The 14581-nt window shown below is 67.0% G+C and carries 12 protein-coding genes; 3 read left to right on the top strand and 9 right to left on the bottom strand.

Annotation, left to right across the window (positions count from 1 at the left end; translation table 11 throughout):
• Window positions 1–50: 50 nt before the first annotated feature.
• Together IG178_RS15030 and IG178_RS15025 are read right to left on the bottom strand one after the other, a co-directional pair.
• Window positions 51–638, bottom strand: coding sequence for a hypothetical protein (locus IG178_RS15030; RefSeq protein WP_193213387.1), 588 nt, complete (start codon window positions 636–638; stop codon window positions 51–53).
• A gap of 89 nt (window positions 639–727) precedes the next feature.
• Window positions 728–1294, bottom strand: a complete 567-nt coding sequence (locus tag IG178_RS15025; RefSeq protein WP_193213386.1) for a TFIIB-type zinc ribbon-containing protein — start codon at window positions 1292–1294, stop codon at window positions 728–730.
• 152 nt (window positions 1295–1446) lie between these two features.
• Here IG178_RS15025 and IG178_RS15020 point away from each other — a divergent pair, with 152 nt between their 5' ends.
• Window positions 1447–2823 carry a Gfo/Idh/MocA family protein gene (locus IG178_RS15020; protein WP_226895466.1) on the top strand — a complete coding sequence of 459 codons (1377 nt, stop codon included), beginning with the start codon at window positions 1447–1449 and terminating at the stop codon, window positions 2821–2823.
• Window positions 2824–2917: 94 nt separating this feature from the next.
• Here IG178_RS15020 and cobA read toward each other — a convergent pair whose 3' ends face one another.
• From cobA to IG178_RS14995, 5 genes are all read right to left on the bottom strand, one after another.
• The gene (gene cobA, locus IG178_RS15015) at window positions 2918–4426 is read right to left on the bottom strand and encodes a uroporphyrinogen-III C-methyltransferase (protein WP_193213384.1); all 1509 of its coding nucleotides are present in this window, start codon (window positions 4424–4426) and stop codon (window positions 2918–2920) included.
• On the bottom strand, window positions 4423–5355 hold the full coding sequence (gene hemC, locus IG178_RS15010) for a hydroxymethylbilane synthase (protein WP_343225986.1): 933 nt from the start codon (window positions 5353–5355) through the stop codon (window positions 4423–4425). Before hemC ends, cobA begins: the two co-directional genes overlap by 4 nt.
• Complete coding sequence (gene hemA / locus IG178_RS15005) at window positions 5352–6356, bottom strand: glutamyl-tRNA reductase (protein WP_193213382.1); 1005 nt, start codon at window positions 6354–6356, stop codon at window positions 5352–5354. The genes hemC and hemA overlap by 4 nt, the downstream gene beginning before the upstream one ends.
• The gene (locus IG178_RS15000; RefSeq protein ID WP_193213381.1) at window positions 6356–7120 is read right to left on the bottom strand and encodes a cytochrome c biogenesis protein CcsA; all 765 of its coding nucleotides are present in this window, start codon (window positions 7118–7120) and stop codon (window positions 6356–6358) included. The genes hemA and IG178_RS15000 overlap by 1 nt, the downstream gene beginning before the upstream one ends.
• 82 nt (window positions 7121–7202) lie before the next feature.
• Window positions 7203–8501, bottom strand: coding sequence for an ammonium transporter (locus tag IG178_RS14995; protein ID WP_193213380.1), 1299 nt, complete (start codon window positions 8499–8501; stop codon window positions 7203–7205).
• A 111-nt stretch (window positions 8502–8612) separates the two neighbouring features.
• Between IG178_RS14995 and IG178_RS14990 the strand changes: the two genes are divergently transcribed.
• Window positions 8613–9140, top strand: coding sequence for an adenine phosphoribosyltransferase (locus IG178_RS14990; protein ID WP_193213379.1), 528 nt, complete (start codon window positions 8613–8615; stop codon window positions 9138–9140).
• A 132-nt stretch (window positions 9141–9272) separates the two neighbouring features.
• On the top strand, window positions 9273–10823 hold the full coding sequence (locus tag IG178_RS14985; protein ID WP_193213378.1) for a glucose-6-phosphate isomerase: 1551 nt from the start codon (window positions 9273–9275) through the stop codon (window positions 10821–10823).
• 75 nt (window positions 10824–10898) lie between these two features.
• Here the strand turns inward: IG178_RS14985 and IG178_RS14980 are convergent, their stop codons facing one another.
• Together IG178_RS14980 and IG178_RS14975 are read right to left on the bottom strand one after the other, a co-directional pair.
• A complete protein-coding gene (locus IG178_RS14980) occupies window positions 10899–12377 on the bottom strand; it encodes a twin-arginine translocation signal domain-containing protein (RefSeq protein ID WP_193213377.1) in 1479 nt (492 codons plus the stop codon).
• Between the two features lie 57 nt (window positions 12378–12434).
• Window positions 12435–14474: a vanadium-dependent haloperoxidase gene (locus tag IG178_RS14975; protein WP_193213376.1), complete on the bottom strand. Its 2040-nt coding sequence runs from the start codon at window positions 14472–14474 to the stop codon at window positions 12435–12437.
• Window positions 14475–14581: the final 107 nt, after the last annotated feature.

Genomic DNA, 14581 nt, shown 5'->3' with positions numbered 1-14581 from the left:
CGGATCGTCCGCCGACCCAAGCATCTTGTGCCGGCCCCGGCCATCCGGAATCAGAACGGCCCCCGAAAGACCGGCAGGGTCTCGAGGAATTCCGGGGAGCAGCCCTTGATCTTGAACCATCCATTGCGATGTCCGGTCACTTTCACCGGATTGGCGACCACCAGGGCGATCAGCCCGAAGATCAATGCCAGAATCCCGCCCAGGATCGCGGCACCCGCTCCCTCAATGCGGTCCGAGTAGGCAATCCCTGCCGACATGAGGACCACCGACGGGACCATGAGCCCGAATCCAAGCAGGCGTTTCTTCACGATTTTCCCCCGCGTCTCCTTGCTCAAGCTGTAGGTGACCTTGGCCTTCTTCTGGAAAATCAACATCAGGACAAGTGCAAGCAACAGGTGCACGATGATCGTGATGAGAATCCAGGTCGGGTACCACGAGATCTTGACCTGCTTTCGCCAGTCTTCCTGTCCGGTGCTCCGGTTGGTCACCAGGCAACACTCGGGAAGCAGCGCCCCGTCGCTCACCATCAGGAACTTCCCGTCGCGGAACGCCGACACCCCCGCGGTCAAGGACGGGAGACTACCGGCCGCGGACGGCGGCGCGTAGGGATTCGGATCGGATGGCGGCAAGGAGGTCATGGAAAATCGGACGGACCACCACTGGCGGCCGTCTCGAAAGCCGTCAACCGCCCAGTCACTCCCCGGGCATTTCGCCCGGGCTCCGCTCTTCACCACCTCGGCCGGTTTCCGCCGGGTGAAGAAATGGCATTGAGATACGCCAGCGCGATCGCCCGGTTGGGATGGTTCTCCAGTTCGTCGCGCAGGGATTGCACCCTCGAGAACAGGTCCTCCCCGAGCCGCCGGACCAACTGCCGGTGGTAGCTCGCGTCCCGTTCCTCGTGGCGGATCGCCCGCTGCCACGGCGAGGTGAAGATCCGATGGATCGAGCGATGGAGGTTCCCGGACCTCAGTGTCTCCCACTCCCCACCGTCCAGCCAGATCCCGCCGGTGTTCGAGCGGTCGACGCGGAAACTCAGGCCATGCCCGACCCGGAACCGGGACATCAAGGTGCCCGACTCGGGGCAGAGTTTCACCGCATCGTCATACTCGCTCACCGGGTATTCAAGCGGCTCCGGCGCGTCCCCGAGCGCCTCCGGCGGGAGCGATCCGCGCCACTTCCAGTAGTTTTCCGCGGGGATCCACAGCCCTCCCGACTCGGGACAGCGCCAGGCGACCAGCCCCTCGTCGAGTTCCACCGCTTCGAGCGGCCGGTGATTCCCCACGGGACTTTGCATGGAACCATCTAGCCGCCTTCACGGGGATCGTCGATGATTTCAGGAAAGTGCATCCAACGAAAGAGCCATCCCCCCGCCCCGGTATGCAGCACTTGCGCGGAGCCCCGGACGAAGGGGCCCGCCGGCATCCGCAACCCAACCGAAAGCACTCCATGTCCACTCTCAAGCGTCGTCACTTCCTCCAGCGAACCGGTCTCGGGGCCGGCGGCATCCTGATGGGCTTCCCCGCCATCGTTCGCGGCCAGAACCTCAACAGCCGGATCAACGTCGCCTGCATCGGCGTCGGCGGCAAGGGCGACAGCGACGTCAACGACGCGGCCAAGTGCGGCGGCAACATTGTCGGCCTGTGCGACGTCGATTCCCGCTTCCTCAACCGCAAGGCGGAGAAATTCCCGGAAGCGAAGAAGTTCGCCGACTACCGCAAGATGCTCTCCGAGCTCGGCTCGTCGATCGACGCCGTGACCATCTCCGGACCCGACCACATGCACGGCCCGGCCGCCGAGATGGCGCTGAAAATGGGCAAGCACATCTACTGCCAGAAGCCGCTCACCCAGACGGTCTTCGAGGCCCGCGAGCTGCGCCGGCTGGCCGCCGAGAAGAAGCTCGCCACCCAGATGGGCAACCAGGGCAGCGCCGCCGACGGCCTGCGGCGGGCGGTCGAGGTGGTTGAAGCCGGCGTGATCGGCAAGCCGCTCGAACTCCACGTCTGGAGCAACCGCCCGATCTGGCCCCAGGGGATGCCCCGGCCCGAAGGCGAGAACAAGGTGCCCGACTACCTCGACTGGAACCTGTGGCTCGGCACCGCGGCGAAGCGGCCCTACCTCGACGGCGTCTACCACGATTTCAAATGGCGCGGCTGGACCGACTTCGGCACCGGCGCGCTCGGCGACATGGCCTGCCACACCGTCAACATGCCGTTCCGGGCCCTGAAGCTCGGCTACCCGACGGTGGTTGAGTGCGAGATGGCCTCGCGCATCTACTCGGAGACCTACCCCCTGTCCTCGCGGATCCGCTTCGAGTTCCCCGAGCGCGAAGGCCTGCCGCCGCTGAAGTTCTGGTGGTATGACGGTTCCCCCGGCGGTGACTTCAAGCCGCTGCGGCCCTACCCCGAGATCGTCAAGGACGTGGTCGCGCTGAACGGGAACATGCCGGCGAGCGGCTGCCTGATCATCGGCGAGAAGGGCAGCCTGTTCTCGCCGGACGACTACGGCTCGCAGTTCTTCCTCCAATTGAAGGGCGAGAAGGGCTTCACCAAGGGCGACGACCACGAGGCCGCCAAGGCGGTGCCGCAGTCGATCCCGCGCTCCCCCGGCCACAACCAGGAGTGGTTCGACATGATGAAGGACGGCACCCCGGCCTACTCGAATTTCGACATCTCGGCCTACCTCACCGAGATCATCCTGCTCGGCTGCATCGCCTTGCGCGTCGGAGAAGGCGTGAAGATGGAATGGGACGGCCCCAACATGAAATCCCCCAACTGCCCGGACGCGGCGCAATTCGTGAAGCGCAACAACCGCGAGGGCTGGTAGTTTTCCCCTCCCGCCCGGGAGGGAGCGCCGACATCAGCCGGCTTGGGACGATCCCCCACCACCAAGCCGGCTGAAGCCGGCGCTCCCTTCCACCTTACTGTCCGGCCCAGACGCGGATGGCCGCGACGAGCCCCGGGATATCGTGCTGCGCGGCTTCGAACGCCGGCTCGACGCCGTGCTTCCTGAGCGCCTCGCTGGTCACCGGGCCGATGCTGCCGGCCGCGCAACCGTCCGGCCACGGGATCCCGAGCTTGAAGAAATTGTCCACGGTGGACGCGGAGGTGAAGGTGACCAGATCCGCGCCTTCCTCCTTCAAGCGGGCCGCGGCTCCGGTCGGATCCTCCGTTTCCGGCACGGTCTTGTAGGCGACACACTCGTCGACGATGCCACCCAGCGCCACGAGCCCGTGGTAGATGACGTCGCGCGCCTCGTCCGCCCGCACCCAGAGGACCGTGAGGTTCTCGATCGACTCGTTGGAAAACGCCTCGACCAGCCCTTCCGCCACGAAGCGCTCGGGGATCAGGTCGACGCCGAAGCGGTACTCGCGCATCTTCCTGGCCGTGCCCTCGCCGATCACCGCGATCCGCGGGTTGCCCAGGCTACGGGCGTCCTCGTAGGTCGCGAAAAAGGCGTCGAAGAACTTCTCCACGCCGTTCGGGCTGGAGAAGACCAGCCAGTCGTATTCGTGGGCATGGGTCACGCCCTCGGCGAAACCGGCCTTGTCGTCGGGCAACTCGATCCGGATCGTCGGCAACTCGACCACGTCGGCGCCGAGCCCTGCCAATTCGCGGCTCAGCCCGCCGGCCTGCGCGCGGGTGCGGGTGACCACGATGCGCTTGCCGAAGAGCGGCAGCTGCTCGAACCAGTTGATCTTCTCCCGCTCGGCGACCACGCCGCCGATCACCGCGACGGCGGGCGAGCCGAAGTTCTCCCGCTCCGCGGTTTCGGCGATGTCGGCCAGGGTGCCGGTGATGGTCTTCTGGGATCCGGTGGTGGCCCAGCGGGTGAGCGCGATCGGCGTCGCCGGATCCGCCCCGCCCTCGACCAGCGACGCCGTGATCTCGCGCAGGCGCGCCACGCCCATCACGAACACCTTGGTGCCCGGGGTCTTGGCGAGGTGCGCGTAGTCGATCGAGCTCCCGCCCTTGGTCGGGTCCTCGTGCCCGGTGAAGATCGTCAGCTGCGAACAATGGTCGCGATGTGTCACGGGAATCCCAGCGTAGGCCGGCCCGCCGATGGTCGAGCTGATGCCGGGCACGATCTCGAACGGCACGCCCGCCGCGGCCAGCTCCGCCGCTTCCTCGCCGCCGCGGCCGAAGATCATCGGGTCCCCGCCCTTCAGGCGCACGACCTTCTTGCCCTCGAGCGTCTTCTCGACGATCAGCGCGTTGATCCCGTCCTGCGACAGCGCGTGGTCCTTCGCCCGCTTGCCGACGTGGATCTTCTCGCAGTCCTTCTTCGCCCAGCGGAGGATCTCCGGGCTACTAAGCGCGTCGTAAACAAGGACGTCGGCCATCTCCACACACTCCTTGGCACGCAGGGTGACGAGGCCGAGGTCGCCGGGACCGGCGCCGACGAGGTAACAGATTCCGGGATTGCTCATGCGAGGGAGTCGAAAAGTTGACGGGCGACCAGCAGCGGGTCGGAGCCGGTGGCGGAGCCGCGGGCAGGTTCGCCGCCCGCGTCGGGGAACACCCGGGCGTTCATTTGCAGGACACCGTCCTCCAGCAGGGTGTAGACGCCGACCGGGGTGCTGCAGCCGCCTTCCAACAGCCGCAGGAATTCGCGTTCGGCACGGACGCGGGTGAAAGTTTCCTCGTCGCGGATCCCCGCCACCAAGGCGGCCGCGGCCTCGTCGCCGGCGCGGATTTCCAGGCCGATCGCACCCTGCCCCGCCGCCGGGAAGAACTCGTCCTCGGCCAGCGGGTCGAAGTGCAGCATGACCCCGCCGACCACCGCCGGACGGAGCATCCGGTGGCCGAGCCGGACCAGGCCGGCCTCCGCCAGCATGATCGCGTCGCAGTTCCCGTCCGCGAGCTTCTGCAAGCGGGTCGGGACGTTGCCGCGCAAATCGACAATCTTGAGATCCGGCCGCAGCCACTCGAGCTGGCGCGCGCGCCGCACGCTGCTGGTGCCGACCACGGCTCCCGCCGGCAGGTCCTTCAGGCCACCGGCGTGACGGGAAACGATCACATCCCGCACCGGCGCGCGTTGCAGGGTCCCGGCGATCTCGAACACGTCGTCGATCACCGTCGGCACGTCCTTGAGCGAATGCACGGCGATGTCGATCTCCCCCGCCGCCAGCGCGATCTCGAGTTCCTTGGTGAAGATCCCCTTGTCGGTCCCCTCCGCCTTCGCCACGTCCGCCAGGGCGACGTCGGTGCGGCGGTCGCCGGTGGTGCGGATCACGTTGCGGCTGATGAGGAGGTCGGGAAAGGCGCGCGATAGCGTGCGCTCCACCGCCGCCGCCTGGACCAGCGCGAGGTCGCTGCCGCGGGTTCCGATGATCGTCTGTCGGGTCTCTTCGTTCACGTGCCGGGTAGATTCAACTTTCTGAGTTCTTCTTCGATGATGCGGTCGCATTCGGCGATCTGCCGCTGCCGCCGCGTGCGCGCCTCGTCGGCGAGTTGCTCGAGGGTGTCGATGTCGTAAAGGTAGACCTCCTCGATGTCGCCGCAGGCCGGATCAATGTCGCGGGGGACGGCGATGTCGATCAGGAACAGCGGGCGGAACTTGCGCACCCGCCGGACCGACTCGATGTGATGCGGCAGGACGACCGGATGCGGCGCGCTGGTCGAGGAAATCACGACGTCGACGCCGGCGAGCACCGGTTGCCATTCGTCGAACTTCACGGCCCGCCCGCCCATCTCCGCCGCCAGCGCCTCCGCCTTGTCGAAGGAGCGGTTGGTGACAAAGACACTGGAGGCGCCCCGCGAAACCAACGCCTGGGCGGTCTGGCGGCTCATTTCGCCGGCGCCGATGACAATCACCCGGCAGCCGGCCAACTTGCCGAAAATCTTCTCCGCGAGTTCCACCGAAGCCCCGGCGACCGAAGTCGCGCCCTCCTGGATGCGGGTGTCAGTGCGGACCTTCTTGCCGACGCCGAAGGCCCGCTGGAACAAGCGGTTGAGCACGCCGGAGGTCGCCCCGGCGTCGAGCGCCTGACGGTAAGCCTCCTTCGCCTGGCCGAAAATCTCGGTCTCGCCGAGCACCATCGAGTCCAGCCCGCAGACCACCCGGCACAGGTGCTTGGCGGCCGACAGCCGGTGGTGCTCGTACCAGTGCGGGTCGGAGTCCGCGCCGTGGGACTCCGCCAGCTTCCGCCGCAGCGTGGCCGCCGCATCCTCGGCATGGTCGCCGGCGAGGTAGAATTCGGTGCGGTTGCAGGTCGAGAGGACGACGCTTTCGCCCAGGCCCTCGATCTCCAGCAGCTGCTTCGCCGATTCGCCGAGTTTGCCCGCCGGCACGGCGAAGCGCTCGCGGACCTCGACGGGCGCGGTGCGGTGATTGAGACCGACACAGACGAGTTCCATCAGACCAACGCGAAAACCGACAGGGAGACCACGAACAACAGCACCGCGACCGTCGCGGTCCGGCGCCCGGTCAGTCCCCTCACCAGGCGCACGGAAAGCAATCCCGCGTAGCCGGTCCACACCGCCAGCGCGGCCACCAGATGACCGCCCCCGCTTTGCCGGGGCATCAGGAAGCCGGCAATGATCCCGATGCTCAGCAGAGCCACCCCGATCCACAACAGCCTCACCATCGATTTCAACAACTCCCTGACCGGCGGCAGGTTACGGAACAAACCGGATTGCAGGTGATGGTCCTTCAACTGGCGGTCCAGCACCAGGAACATGACCCCGGCCACCGCGGCCAGCGCCAGCGAACCGTAGGACAGCACCGACATCGCCGCGTGGGTCTCGCGCCATGGGTCGGACCCCGTGACCCGCTGGGGATCAGGATCGAGCACCCCGGGGAGCAGCGCCACCGCCTGGAACACGACCACCACCGGGGCAGTGAATACGCCCAGCAAGGACAGCCGGTACGTCGGCCCCACCACCAGGTAGAAAAGCGTCAGGGACCAGGCGAGGAAGACCAGGATCTCGCCCAGGCCCACCAGCGGGCAGGCCGCCCGCGCTTCCCCGCGAACGGAGAGGAACCCGAGCTGCGCCGCGAACACCGCGATCATCCAGATCACCGTCCAGCGATTGCGGGTGCCCTTGTGCACCGACCACATGCCGATCACGCCGCCCACGGCTGCGAGGGCGGTTGCGGCGATCAAAAACCAGCGGTCCACCCCCCTCCCTTGCCGCCCAAACGGGAGACGCGCAAGCCCGCAGTCTGCCGCGAACCCGCACGCCTGCCCCGGCCGGGTTCTTTCAGCTTTCGGTGTTGTAAGCCTCTTCCCCGTGGGAACTGCGGTCCAGGCCGCCGGTTTCCTCCTCCTCGGGGACCCGCAGGCCGACCGTGACCTTCGCGATCATCAAGGCCACCACCGATGCCACCGCGCTCCAGGCAATGGTCACGATCACGCTCTTGGTTTGCGCCCAGGTCTGGGTCGCCACCGTCATGCCTTCCGGCAGGGCGTCCGGGCGGATGAAGACCCCGGTCAGGATCGCCCCGACGATGCCGCCCACGCCGTGCACGCCGAAGACATCCAGCGAATCGTCGTAGCCCAGCGCGTTCTTCATCTTGGTCGCGGTGAAATAGCAGACGCCGCTGGAAATGGCGCCGATCACCAGCGCGCCGGCCACCGTGGTGGACCCCGCCGCGGGAGTGATCGCCACCAGGCCGGCCACCGCGCCGGTGGCGATGCCCACGGCGGTCGGTTTGCCGTGGACGAGCCATTCCACGAACATCCACACCAGCGCCGCCATCGCGCAAGCCGCGTGGGTGCTGATCATCGCCATCCCCGCGCTGGCGTTTGCTCCAAGGGCGGAACCGGCATTGAAGCCGAACCAGCCGACCCACAGCAGGCCCGCGCCCATCACCGCGAACGGCACGTTGTGGGGAACCAGGCCGGCCCCGGGGAAGCCGCGGCGCTTGCCCAGCATGATGCAGGCAACCAGGCCGGCGATCCCGGCATTGATGTGGACCACGGTGCCACCGGCGAAATCCAGGACGTTCCAGTGGTGGAACAGCCCGCCGCCCCAGGCCATGTGCCAGATCGGCAGGTAGGAAAGGATCGTCCAGATCGTGGTGAAGATCAGCATCGCGGAGAACTTCATCCGCTCCGCGAAGGCCCCGACGATCAGCGCGGGGGTGATGATGATGAAGGTCATCTGGAAGGTCAGCCAGACGCTCTCCGGGATGGTTCCGTTGAGCAGTTCGGGCGTCAGGTGCTTGAGCATCACCTTCGAGCTGTCGCCGATGAAGGCGTTGTCGGAGCTGCCGGTGGCAAAGCTCGCGCCGAAAACGATCCAGATCACGCTCATCAGCGCCGCCATCGCGAAGCACTGGACCAGGATGCTCAGCACGTTCTTGCCGCGCACCAAGCCCCCGTAGAAGAGGGCCAAGCCCGGCAAGGTCATCAGCAGGACCAGCACCGTGGATGTCAGCATCCATGCGGTATCACCGGTGTCCGGCAGCGCCGGGGCGGATTCTTGCGCGGCGGCAGGGAGCGTCATCGCGGCCAGCACGGCGAGCGCCCGCGGAAGGGAAGCATGAATGGTTTTCATCGCGGGCGTCATTTCAAGTGATTGCCATTCTCCGTCCAGCCCCGCTTGCGTCTGTATCCCGCCGGGACTGCCGCCTTGCGGGAACCCGTGCCCTGGCTTAGCAACGACGCCATGCCTTCCCCAGATTCCCTGCGCGCCGCTGTCCGTGATGTGGTCGATTTCCCGAAAGCCGGCATCGTCTTCAAGGACATCACCCCGATCCTCGCCGACCCGGTCCTGTTCCGCGATTCCATCACGCTGCTCTGCGACACCGCCCAGGGCCAGCCGGTCGACAAGGTTGTCGGCATCGACGCCCGCGGCTTCATTTTCGCCGCCGCGGTGGCCGACCGCTTGGGCGCCGGCTTTGTGCCGGTGCGGAAGAAGGGCAAGCTGCCGTGGAAAACCCGCGAGATGGCCTACGCGCTGGAGTACGGCGAATCGGTGGTGGAACTCCACGAGGATGCCGTCAAGCCGGGCGAGTCCATCCTGCTGGTCGACGACCTGCTCGCCACCGGGGGCACCGCGGGCGCGGCGCTGGAGCTGCTCGACCAGCTCGGGGCGAAAGTCGTGGCGGTCAGCTTCCTGATCGAACTCGGCTTCCTCGGCGGCCGGAAAATGCTCGGCGGCTACCGCATCGAGTCGATCCTCAACTACGATTAGCCCGGCCCATGGCGCGGATGAATCCGCCGCCGGTCCCCTGACAGTCCCACCGCTTGCCCTCCCGCCCGGCAGGCGCTATCGGGAGTTCCCCGTCCGTCATTCGGGAATTCCTCATTCGCCATTCTACCTGCCATGTCCTGGTCCACCTACTCTTCCTCGCTGATCCGCTACCCGAAATTCGGGTTCTCGCTCGACACCTCGCTGATGGACCTCGACGAGGCCTTCCTCGCCGAAATGGCCCCCAAGGTCGAGAAGGCCTTTGCCGCCAACGCCGCCCTCGAGTCCGGCGAGATCGTCAACCCCGACGAAGGCCGCATGGTCGGCCACTACTGGCTGCGCAACGCCGCCCTGGCCCCGACCCAGGAGCTCCGTGACTCCATCACCAAGCCGCTCGCCGCGCTCAAGGAGTTCGCCGAGCAAGTCCACACCGGCCAGGTCAAGCCCCCGGAAGGCGGCATCTTCGAGCGCGTCCTGCTGATCGGCATCGGCGGCTCGGCCCTCGGCCCGCAGCTCGTCGACCAGGCCATCGGCCACGGCGCGCGCCTGCCGATCCATTTCTTCGACAACACCGATCCGGCCGGATTCGACCGGGTGCTCTCCGACATCGGCACCAAGGGCCTCGCCACCACCCTCGTCGTGGTCATTTCGAAGTCCGGCGGCACCGCTGAGACCCGCAATGGCATGATCGAGGCCAAGGCCGCCTACGACGCCGCCGGCCTCGCCTTCGGCAAGCACGCGGTGGCGGTCACCGGCACCGGCTCGAAGCTCGACCAGTTCGCCGAAAAGGAGGGCTTCCTCGTCCGCTTCCCGATGGAAGACTGGGTCGGCGGCCGCACCTCGGTGATGTCCACCGTCGGCCTTGTGCCCGCCGCCCTGCAGGGCATCGACATCGACCAGTTCCTCGCCGGCGCCGCCGCGATGGACGAGGAAACCCGAAAGCCGGGCGCGGACAACGCCGCCATGCGCCTCGCCTTGGCCTGGTACGCCTCCGGCAACGGCAAGGGCGAGAAGGACATGGTCGTCCTGCCTTACAAGGACTCGCTGGTACTGTTCTCGAAGTACCTCCAGCAGCTCGTGATGGAATCCCTCGGCAAGGAGCTCGATCTCGACGGCAAGGTCGTCAACCAGGGCATCGCGGTCTACGGCAACAAGGGCTCGACCGACCAGCACGCCTACGTCCAGCAGCTCCGCGACGGCGTGGCCAATTTCTTCGCGACCTTCATCGAGGTCCGCAAGGGCCGCTGCGGCGACTCGATCGAGGTGGAGCCGGGCAACAGCTCCGCCGACTACCTCCAGGGTTTCCTCCGCGGCACCCGCAAGGCGCTCTACGAATCCGGCCGCAAGTCGATCACCATTTCGATCCCCGAGGTCACGCCGTTCCAGCTCGGCTCGCTGATCGCCCTCTTCGAGCGCACCGTGACCTTCTACGCGTCGCTGGTGAACATCAACGCCTACCACCAGCCCGGAGTGGAAGCCGGCAAGAAGGCCGCCGCGAATTTCCTCGAGCTGCTCGGCGCCGTCCGCAGCCGGATGGTCTCCGAAGCGAAAACGGCGGAACAGATCGCCTTCGAGGTCGATGCCGACGCCGAGGATGTCTACCACTGCCTGATGCACCTGTCCTCGAACCGCGAGGTGCAGGTGGCCCTTGGCAAGACACCGGCCGAGGACAGCTTTTCGCTCTGAGCGAAGCGACCGGAATGGAGCGCCGACTTCCAGTCGGTTTGGACGGACCGGCGCTCCCAACCGCACCGCGGAACCTCATCCCAAGGCAGCCCGGCTCCTCGCCACCAGCGGCGAGTCGGGCGCGGTCGATCCCTTCAGCCAGTAGGTGCTCGCCGCGAGGAAGCGGTGGCGGTAGGCCGGCGACAGCGCGTGCCAGTCCTCGATGATCGCGCTGCTGAACTTGTAGTCGTGCGAGTCGGTGCCCTTGAGGTAGATCAAGCGCTGGGCGGCATCGGTGAAGGTTTTCGGATCCCCGCCGCCGTCGAGGTAGGCCAGCGCTCCACGCGCCGCCTTCATCCGGTCGCCGCCGACGTCGGCGAAGATCTGCTCGAGCTCCGGCCCGCGGTCGAGTGGCTCGAAGCGGTCGATCTCGACGCCGTCACCCGCCGACGCATCGGTGCGGAACATCGGCAGGAAGGAGGCATTCTGGAGCATGAGGAAGCGCCGCGTTTCATCGTCCGCCGCGTGGACGAAGGAGTAGTGGAGCGCGTTGGTGGTGGTGCAGGCATGCAGCGACACGATCCCCGGCCGCCGCATCAGCAACTCCGCCGCCGCCTGGAACATCGCATCCCACAGGGGCTGCGGGCTGCAGCCACCGTTGATGAGCTCGACCACCTTCGCGGCGCAGTCGTCCCAGCTCCCGCCGCGCAGCACCGCCAGCATTTCAGCGACCGCCTCCGGCCGGTTCTCGCCGCCGTTCCAGGTCGCCCGCAGTTCGCGCAGGCGCTCCAGGTTCTTGCGTCCGGGCCGGTCGGCGATCGCGTCGTCTTCCGCGGGATTCTTCCCGTCATAGGCGAGCAGGGCGTAGGAAAGCGAGCGCAGCACCGGCTCCGCGTGATGCCAGCCGATTGTCTGCAGCAAGCGCCAGCTGTTCGCGACATAGATCGCCTTGTGGCCGATATCACGGTAGTCGCGGGCCCCGTAGCGGCAGAAAACATCGAACGCCTCCTGCGCTCCGAGCCCCCGGGCCATGGCCGCGGCCGCCGCATCGGCACACCTGGTGTCCCAGGCATCCATGCCCATCGAGAACGCGGCCTTCGATCGTTCCACCGGCGGCACCGCGGGCTCGTAGACCGCCTCCATCGTCCAGTCGCCCTGCTCCCGGTCGCGGGCCTGGGACGATTTGAATTGGTCCAGCGCCCAGAAAACCGGCAGCCAGCGGTCGGCGTCGGGGGAGTTCAGGCTCGCCAAGTGCGCGGAATTCACCACCAGCACCGCGTGGAATTTGAACCCGACCGGCCGCGGCTGGATGTTGCGGATTCCCGCCAGCAACAAGGCGGCGAGGACCTCCCGGTGCGTCGTACCGCCACGAATGCGCGCCGCAACCTCCTCCAGCAAGCGCTCACGCGACGTGTCCTCCAGCAGGCGCACCAGCGGCTCGATCTCCGGCCGGAAGCGGACCATCTCCGGATCGAGCTTCGCCTCGGCGGCAGACACCCGCGGCAACCCTGCCAGCAGACCGCCGCCCAAGGCAGCCGTGGAGAGGAATTCACGCCGGGACCAATCGCTTTTCACCGCTGGCGAACATGAGCGAGGAATTCCGGCGACGCAAGGACGCGACGCCCGGCGATCTCAGGGCGCGGGTTCCTGGACGATCCGGTAAAAGAGACAGGGCCCCGTCGCCGCGGAGTCCGTCCATCGGCTCGTGGGTTCGGTCGCCTGGATCGGTCCGGCAATCTCTTGCCAACCGTTGAGTCCTTCGCAGCGCTCGATCCGGTACCAAAGTCCCGGCTGCGAGTTCCACTCCAAGACCGCGCGGGTGGCGTCCGGCCGGGAGATGGCGGGGACCATCGCCGAGTCAATGATGCTCGCGTCCCAGTACTTCGGCGCCAGGTCCCAAACCCGCAGGCCCACCTGCGAACCGATGATCCTCCCGGGGAAGTCGTCGACCCACGGGTGGATCCCGCCCCACCGTCTCGATGCCCCGGCTTCATCGGCCGCATCGAAATAGGTCGCCCACTCCAAGTTCACGTCCACCGACGGACCGTATTCAAACTTCAAATAAGTCCCCGCGGGCGCGGTATAGCCGCCAAGTCCGCCCGGGAAAAACTCGCTGCCGGTGAACTTCGCGAGCACCTCGGCGGCCGCCCGGCTGAAGGCGCTGTGCCCGGAGATGTATCCCGGGAAGGCCGGCGAAACGAAGGTCTTGCGTTGGTAGGGAAACCAATCGATGCCCCGGATCCACCTCGGCAAGCTGCGCTCCACGGCCGGAATCGCCGGGCTGCCGGGCCAGGTGAGCACCACCACATCCCCTTCGGCGAAGCCGCTGTCCTCGTGGACGCCACCCGCCTCCAGGGACTCCGCGGTCACCACGTCCGTCAGGCCCGGCACCAGCGGCAAGCCTTCGGGGTGATAGCCGGGCAATGCGGGATCGGAGCATTGCCCCTGCAACGACAGGAAGCGGATCATCGTGATCGGCCGCGGCGACTCATACTTGATCTTGAGCGACCAGGCGGCACAGGCGGCGTCGTGAGTCGCGGCGGCGAGGGCGAAGTAGAGTTTCACATCCCATTCCAGGTCGCTCACCACCGGGCCGGTGCCGCCGATGCGCTTGACCGTGATGGCTTCGCTCACCGCGTTGGCGATCGTGTGCCAGTGCCCGGGCGGCGTTTCCGAATCCGGTCCGTCGGCCCAGAACTCGGCGAGCACCCGTCCGTAGTCTCCCCGTGGCACCCAATGCGGGGCGTAGGGTTCACCGGTGACGGGATTCAGGCTGTGGCCACCTCCGTCCTCCGCTCCCAGCGAGTTGTTGCCCCGGCTGGCCGGGGAAATGTCGATCAGATCCATCGCACCCAGCCCCTGGCTCTTCCACAGGAGTTCGACCGCCAGCGCCCGGAATTCCTCCGCCTGCCCGCCACGCAATCTCGGCGGCCCGCCGGAGTCATACCAAGGCTCAGCGGCATCGGTCCGGCGCAAGTTGAAGGGCCGGGTGTGGATCCAGGTCACCCCGACGAAAGGCTGCAGGAGAATCGGTCCGATCCCGTTCTGGGTGAAGCCTTGGTCGAACGAAAGCGGATGCCAGCGGTCCGGATCCGAGCCTTCGGGATAGCCGCCGAGGGGGACGCCGCTGTCGAGCACCTTGAACTCGGGCTGGTCGTTGACGTAATCCGGATCCGCGTAGCCCTGCGCCTGGCCGGAGCCGTCGTCCAGCCCCCACGCGAGGATCGACGCCGCGATCCGGTTGCCCACCGCCGCCGGACTCGGGCCATCGGTGGTCGTGATCGCCTTGTCATACCCGAGCGCCGCCATCCGGGCTTCGAGTTTGATCCGGGTGGACGTGGCGCTGGCCGAATTGATGAACCGCGACCTCAGGATGCGGAAAGCGGCATAGCTGATCGCTTCGTTGCGCGCTGCATCCACGTCGACCGCCGTCGCCCGCTCGTGGTGGATGTAACCGATCGCCGTCGTGTCGTAGGCCGCCCAGGCGTCGTACATGCCGGCCGCCACGTGGAAGAGGTTGCGCGCGTGCACCGGCGGATGCGGCGTGTCGATCCGGATCGCGGCGAGGTTTTCCTCGTTCCACTGCCGTGCGACACTCGGGTCTCCCGGGGCGACGGCCGTGGCTGCGAGCCAAAGGAACACCACCAACGTGCGTGGTTGGTTCCGGTACATGGGAGGAGGATCATCAGATCACACCCCGCGGCAAAAATCTACAACTGTTCGCTTCCTTCGTCGCTCCGAACCTTCCGCAAGCGGCGAATGCAACGACATGCGAAGCC

The sequence above is a fragment of the Neoluteolibacter marinus genome (assembly GCF_014904755.1).
Taxonomy (GTDB): Bacteria; Verrucomicrobiota; Verrucomicrobiia; order Verrucomicrobiales; family Akkermansiaceae; genus Haloferula; species Haloferula marina.
The sequence above is the reverse complement of the archived record's forward strand: the minus strand, read 5'-3'. Positions and strand labels throughout refer to the sequence as shown.

Excerpts from the sequence above, each read along its gene's own strand:
- IG178_RS15025 (WP_193213386.1), bottom strand. The coding sequence starts at position 1,294 with ATGCAAAGTCCCGTGGGGAATCACCGGCCGCTCGAAGCGGTGGAACTC.
- IG178_RS14985 (WP_193213378.1), top strand. The coding sequence starts at position 9,273 with ATGTCCTGGTCCACCTACTCTTCCTCGCTGATCCGCTACCCGAAATTC.
- IG178_RS14995 (WP_193213380.1), bottom strand. The coding sequence starts at position 8,501 with ATGAAAACCATTCATGCTTCCCTTCCGCGGGCGCTCGCCGTGCTGGCC.
- IG178_RS15020 (WP_226895466.1), top strand. The coding sequence starts at position 1,447 with ATGTCCACTCTCAAGCGTCGTCACTTCCTCCAGCGAACCGGTCTCGGG.
- IG178_RS15030 (WP_193213387.1), bottom strand. The coding sequence starts at position 638 with ATGACCTCCTTGCCGCCATCCGATCCGAATCCCTACGCGCCGCCGTCC.
- IG178_RS14990 (WP_193213379.1), top strand. The coding sequence starts at position 8,613 with ATGCCTTCCCCAGATTCCCTGCGCGCCGCTGTCCGTGATGTGGTCGAT.
- cobA (WP_193213384.1), bottom strand. The coding sequence starts at position 4,426 with ATGAGCAATCCCGGAATCTGTTACCTCGTCGGCGCCGGTCCCGGCGAC.
- IG178_RS14975 (WP_193213376.1), bottom strand. The coding sequence starts at position 14,474 with ATGTACCGGAACCAACCACGCACGTTGGTGGTGTTCCTTTGGCTCGCA.
- hemA (WP_193213382.1), bottom strand. The coding sequence starts at position 6,356 with ATGGAACTCGTCTGTGTCGGTCTCAATCACCGCACCGCGCCCGTCGAG.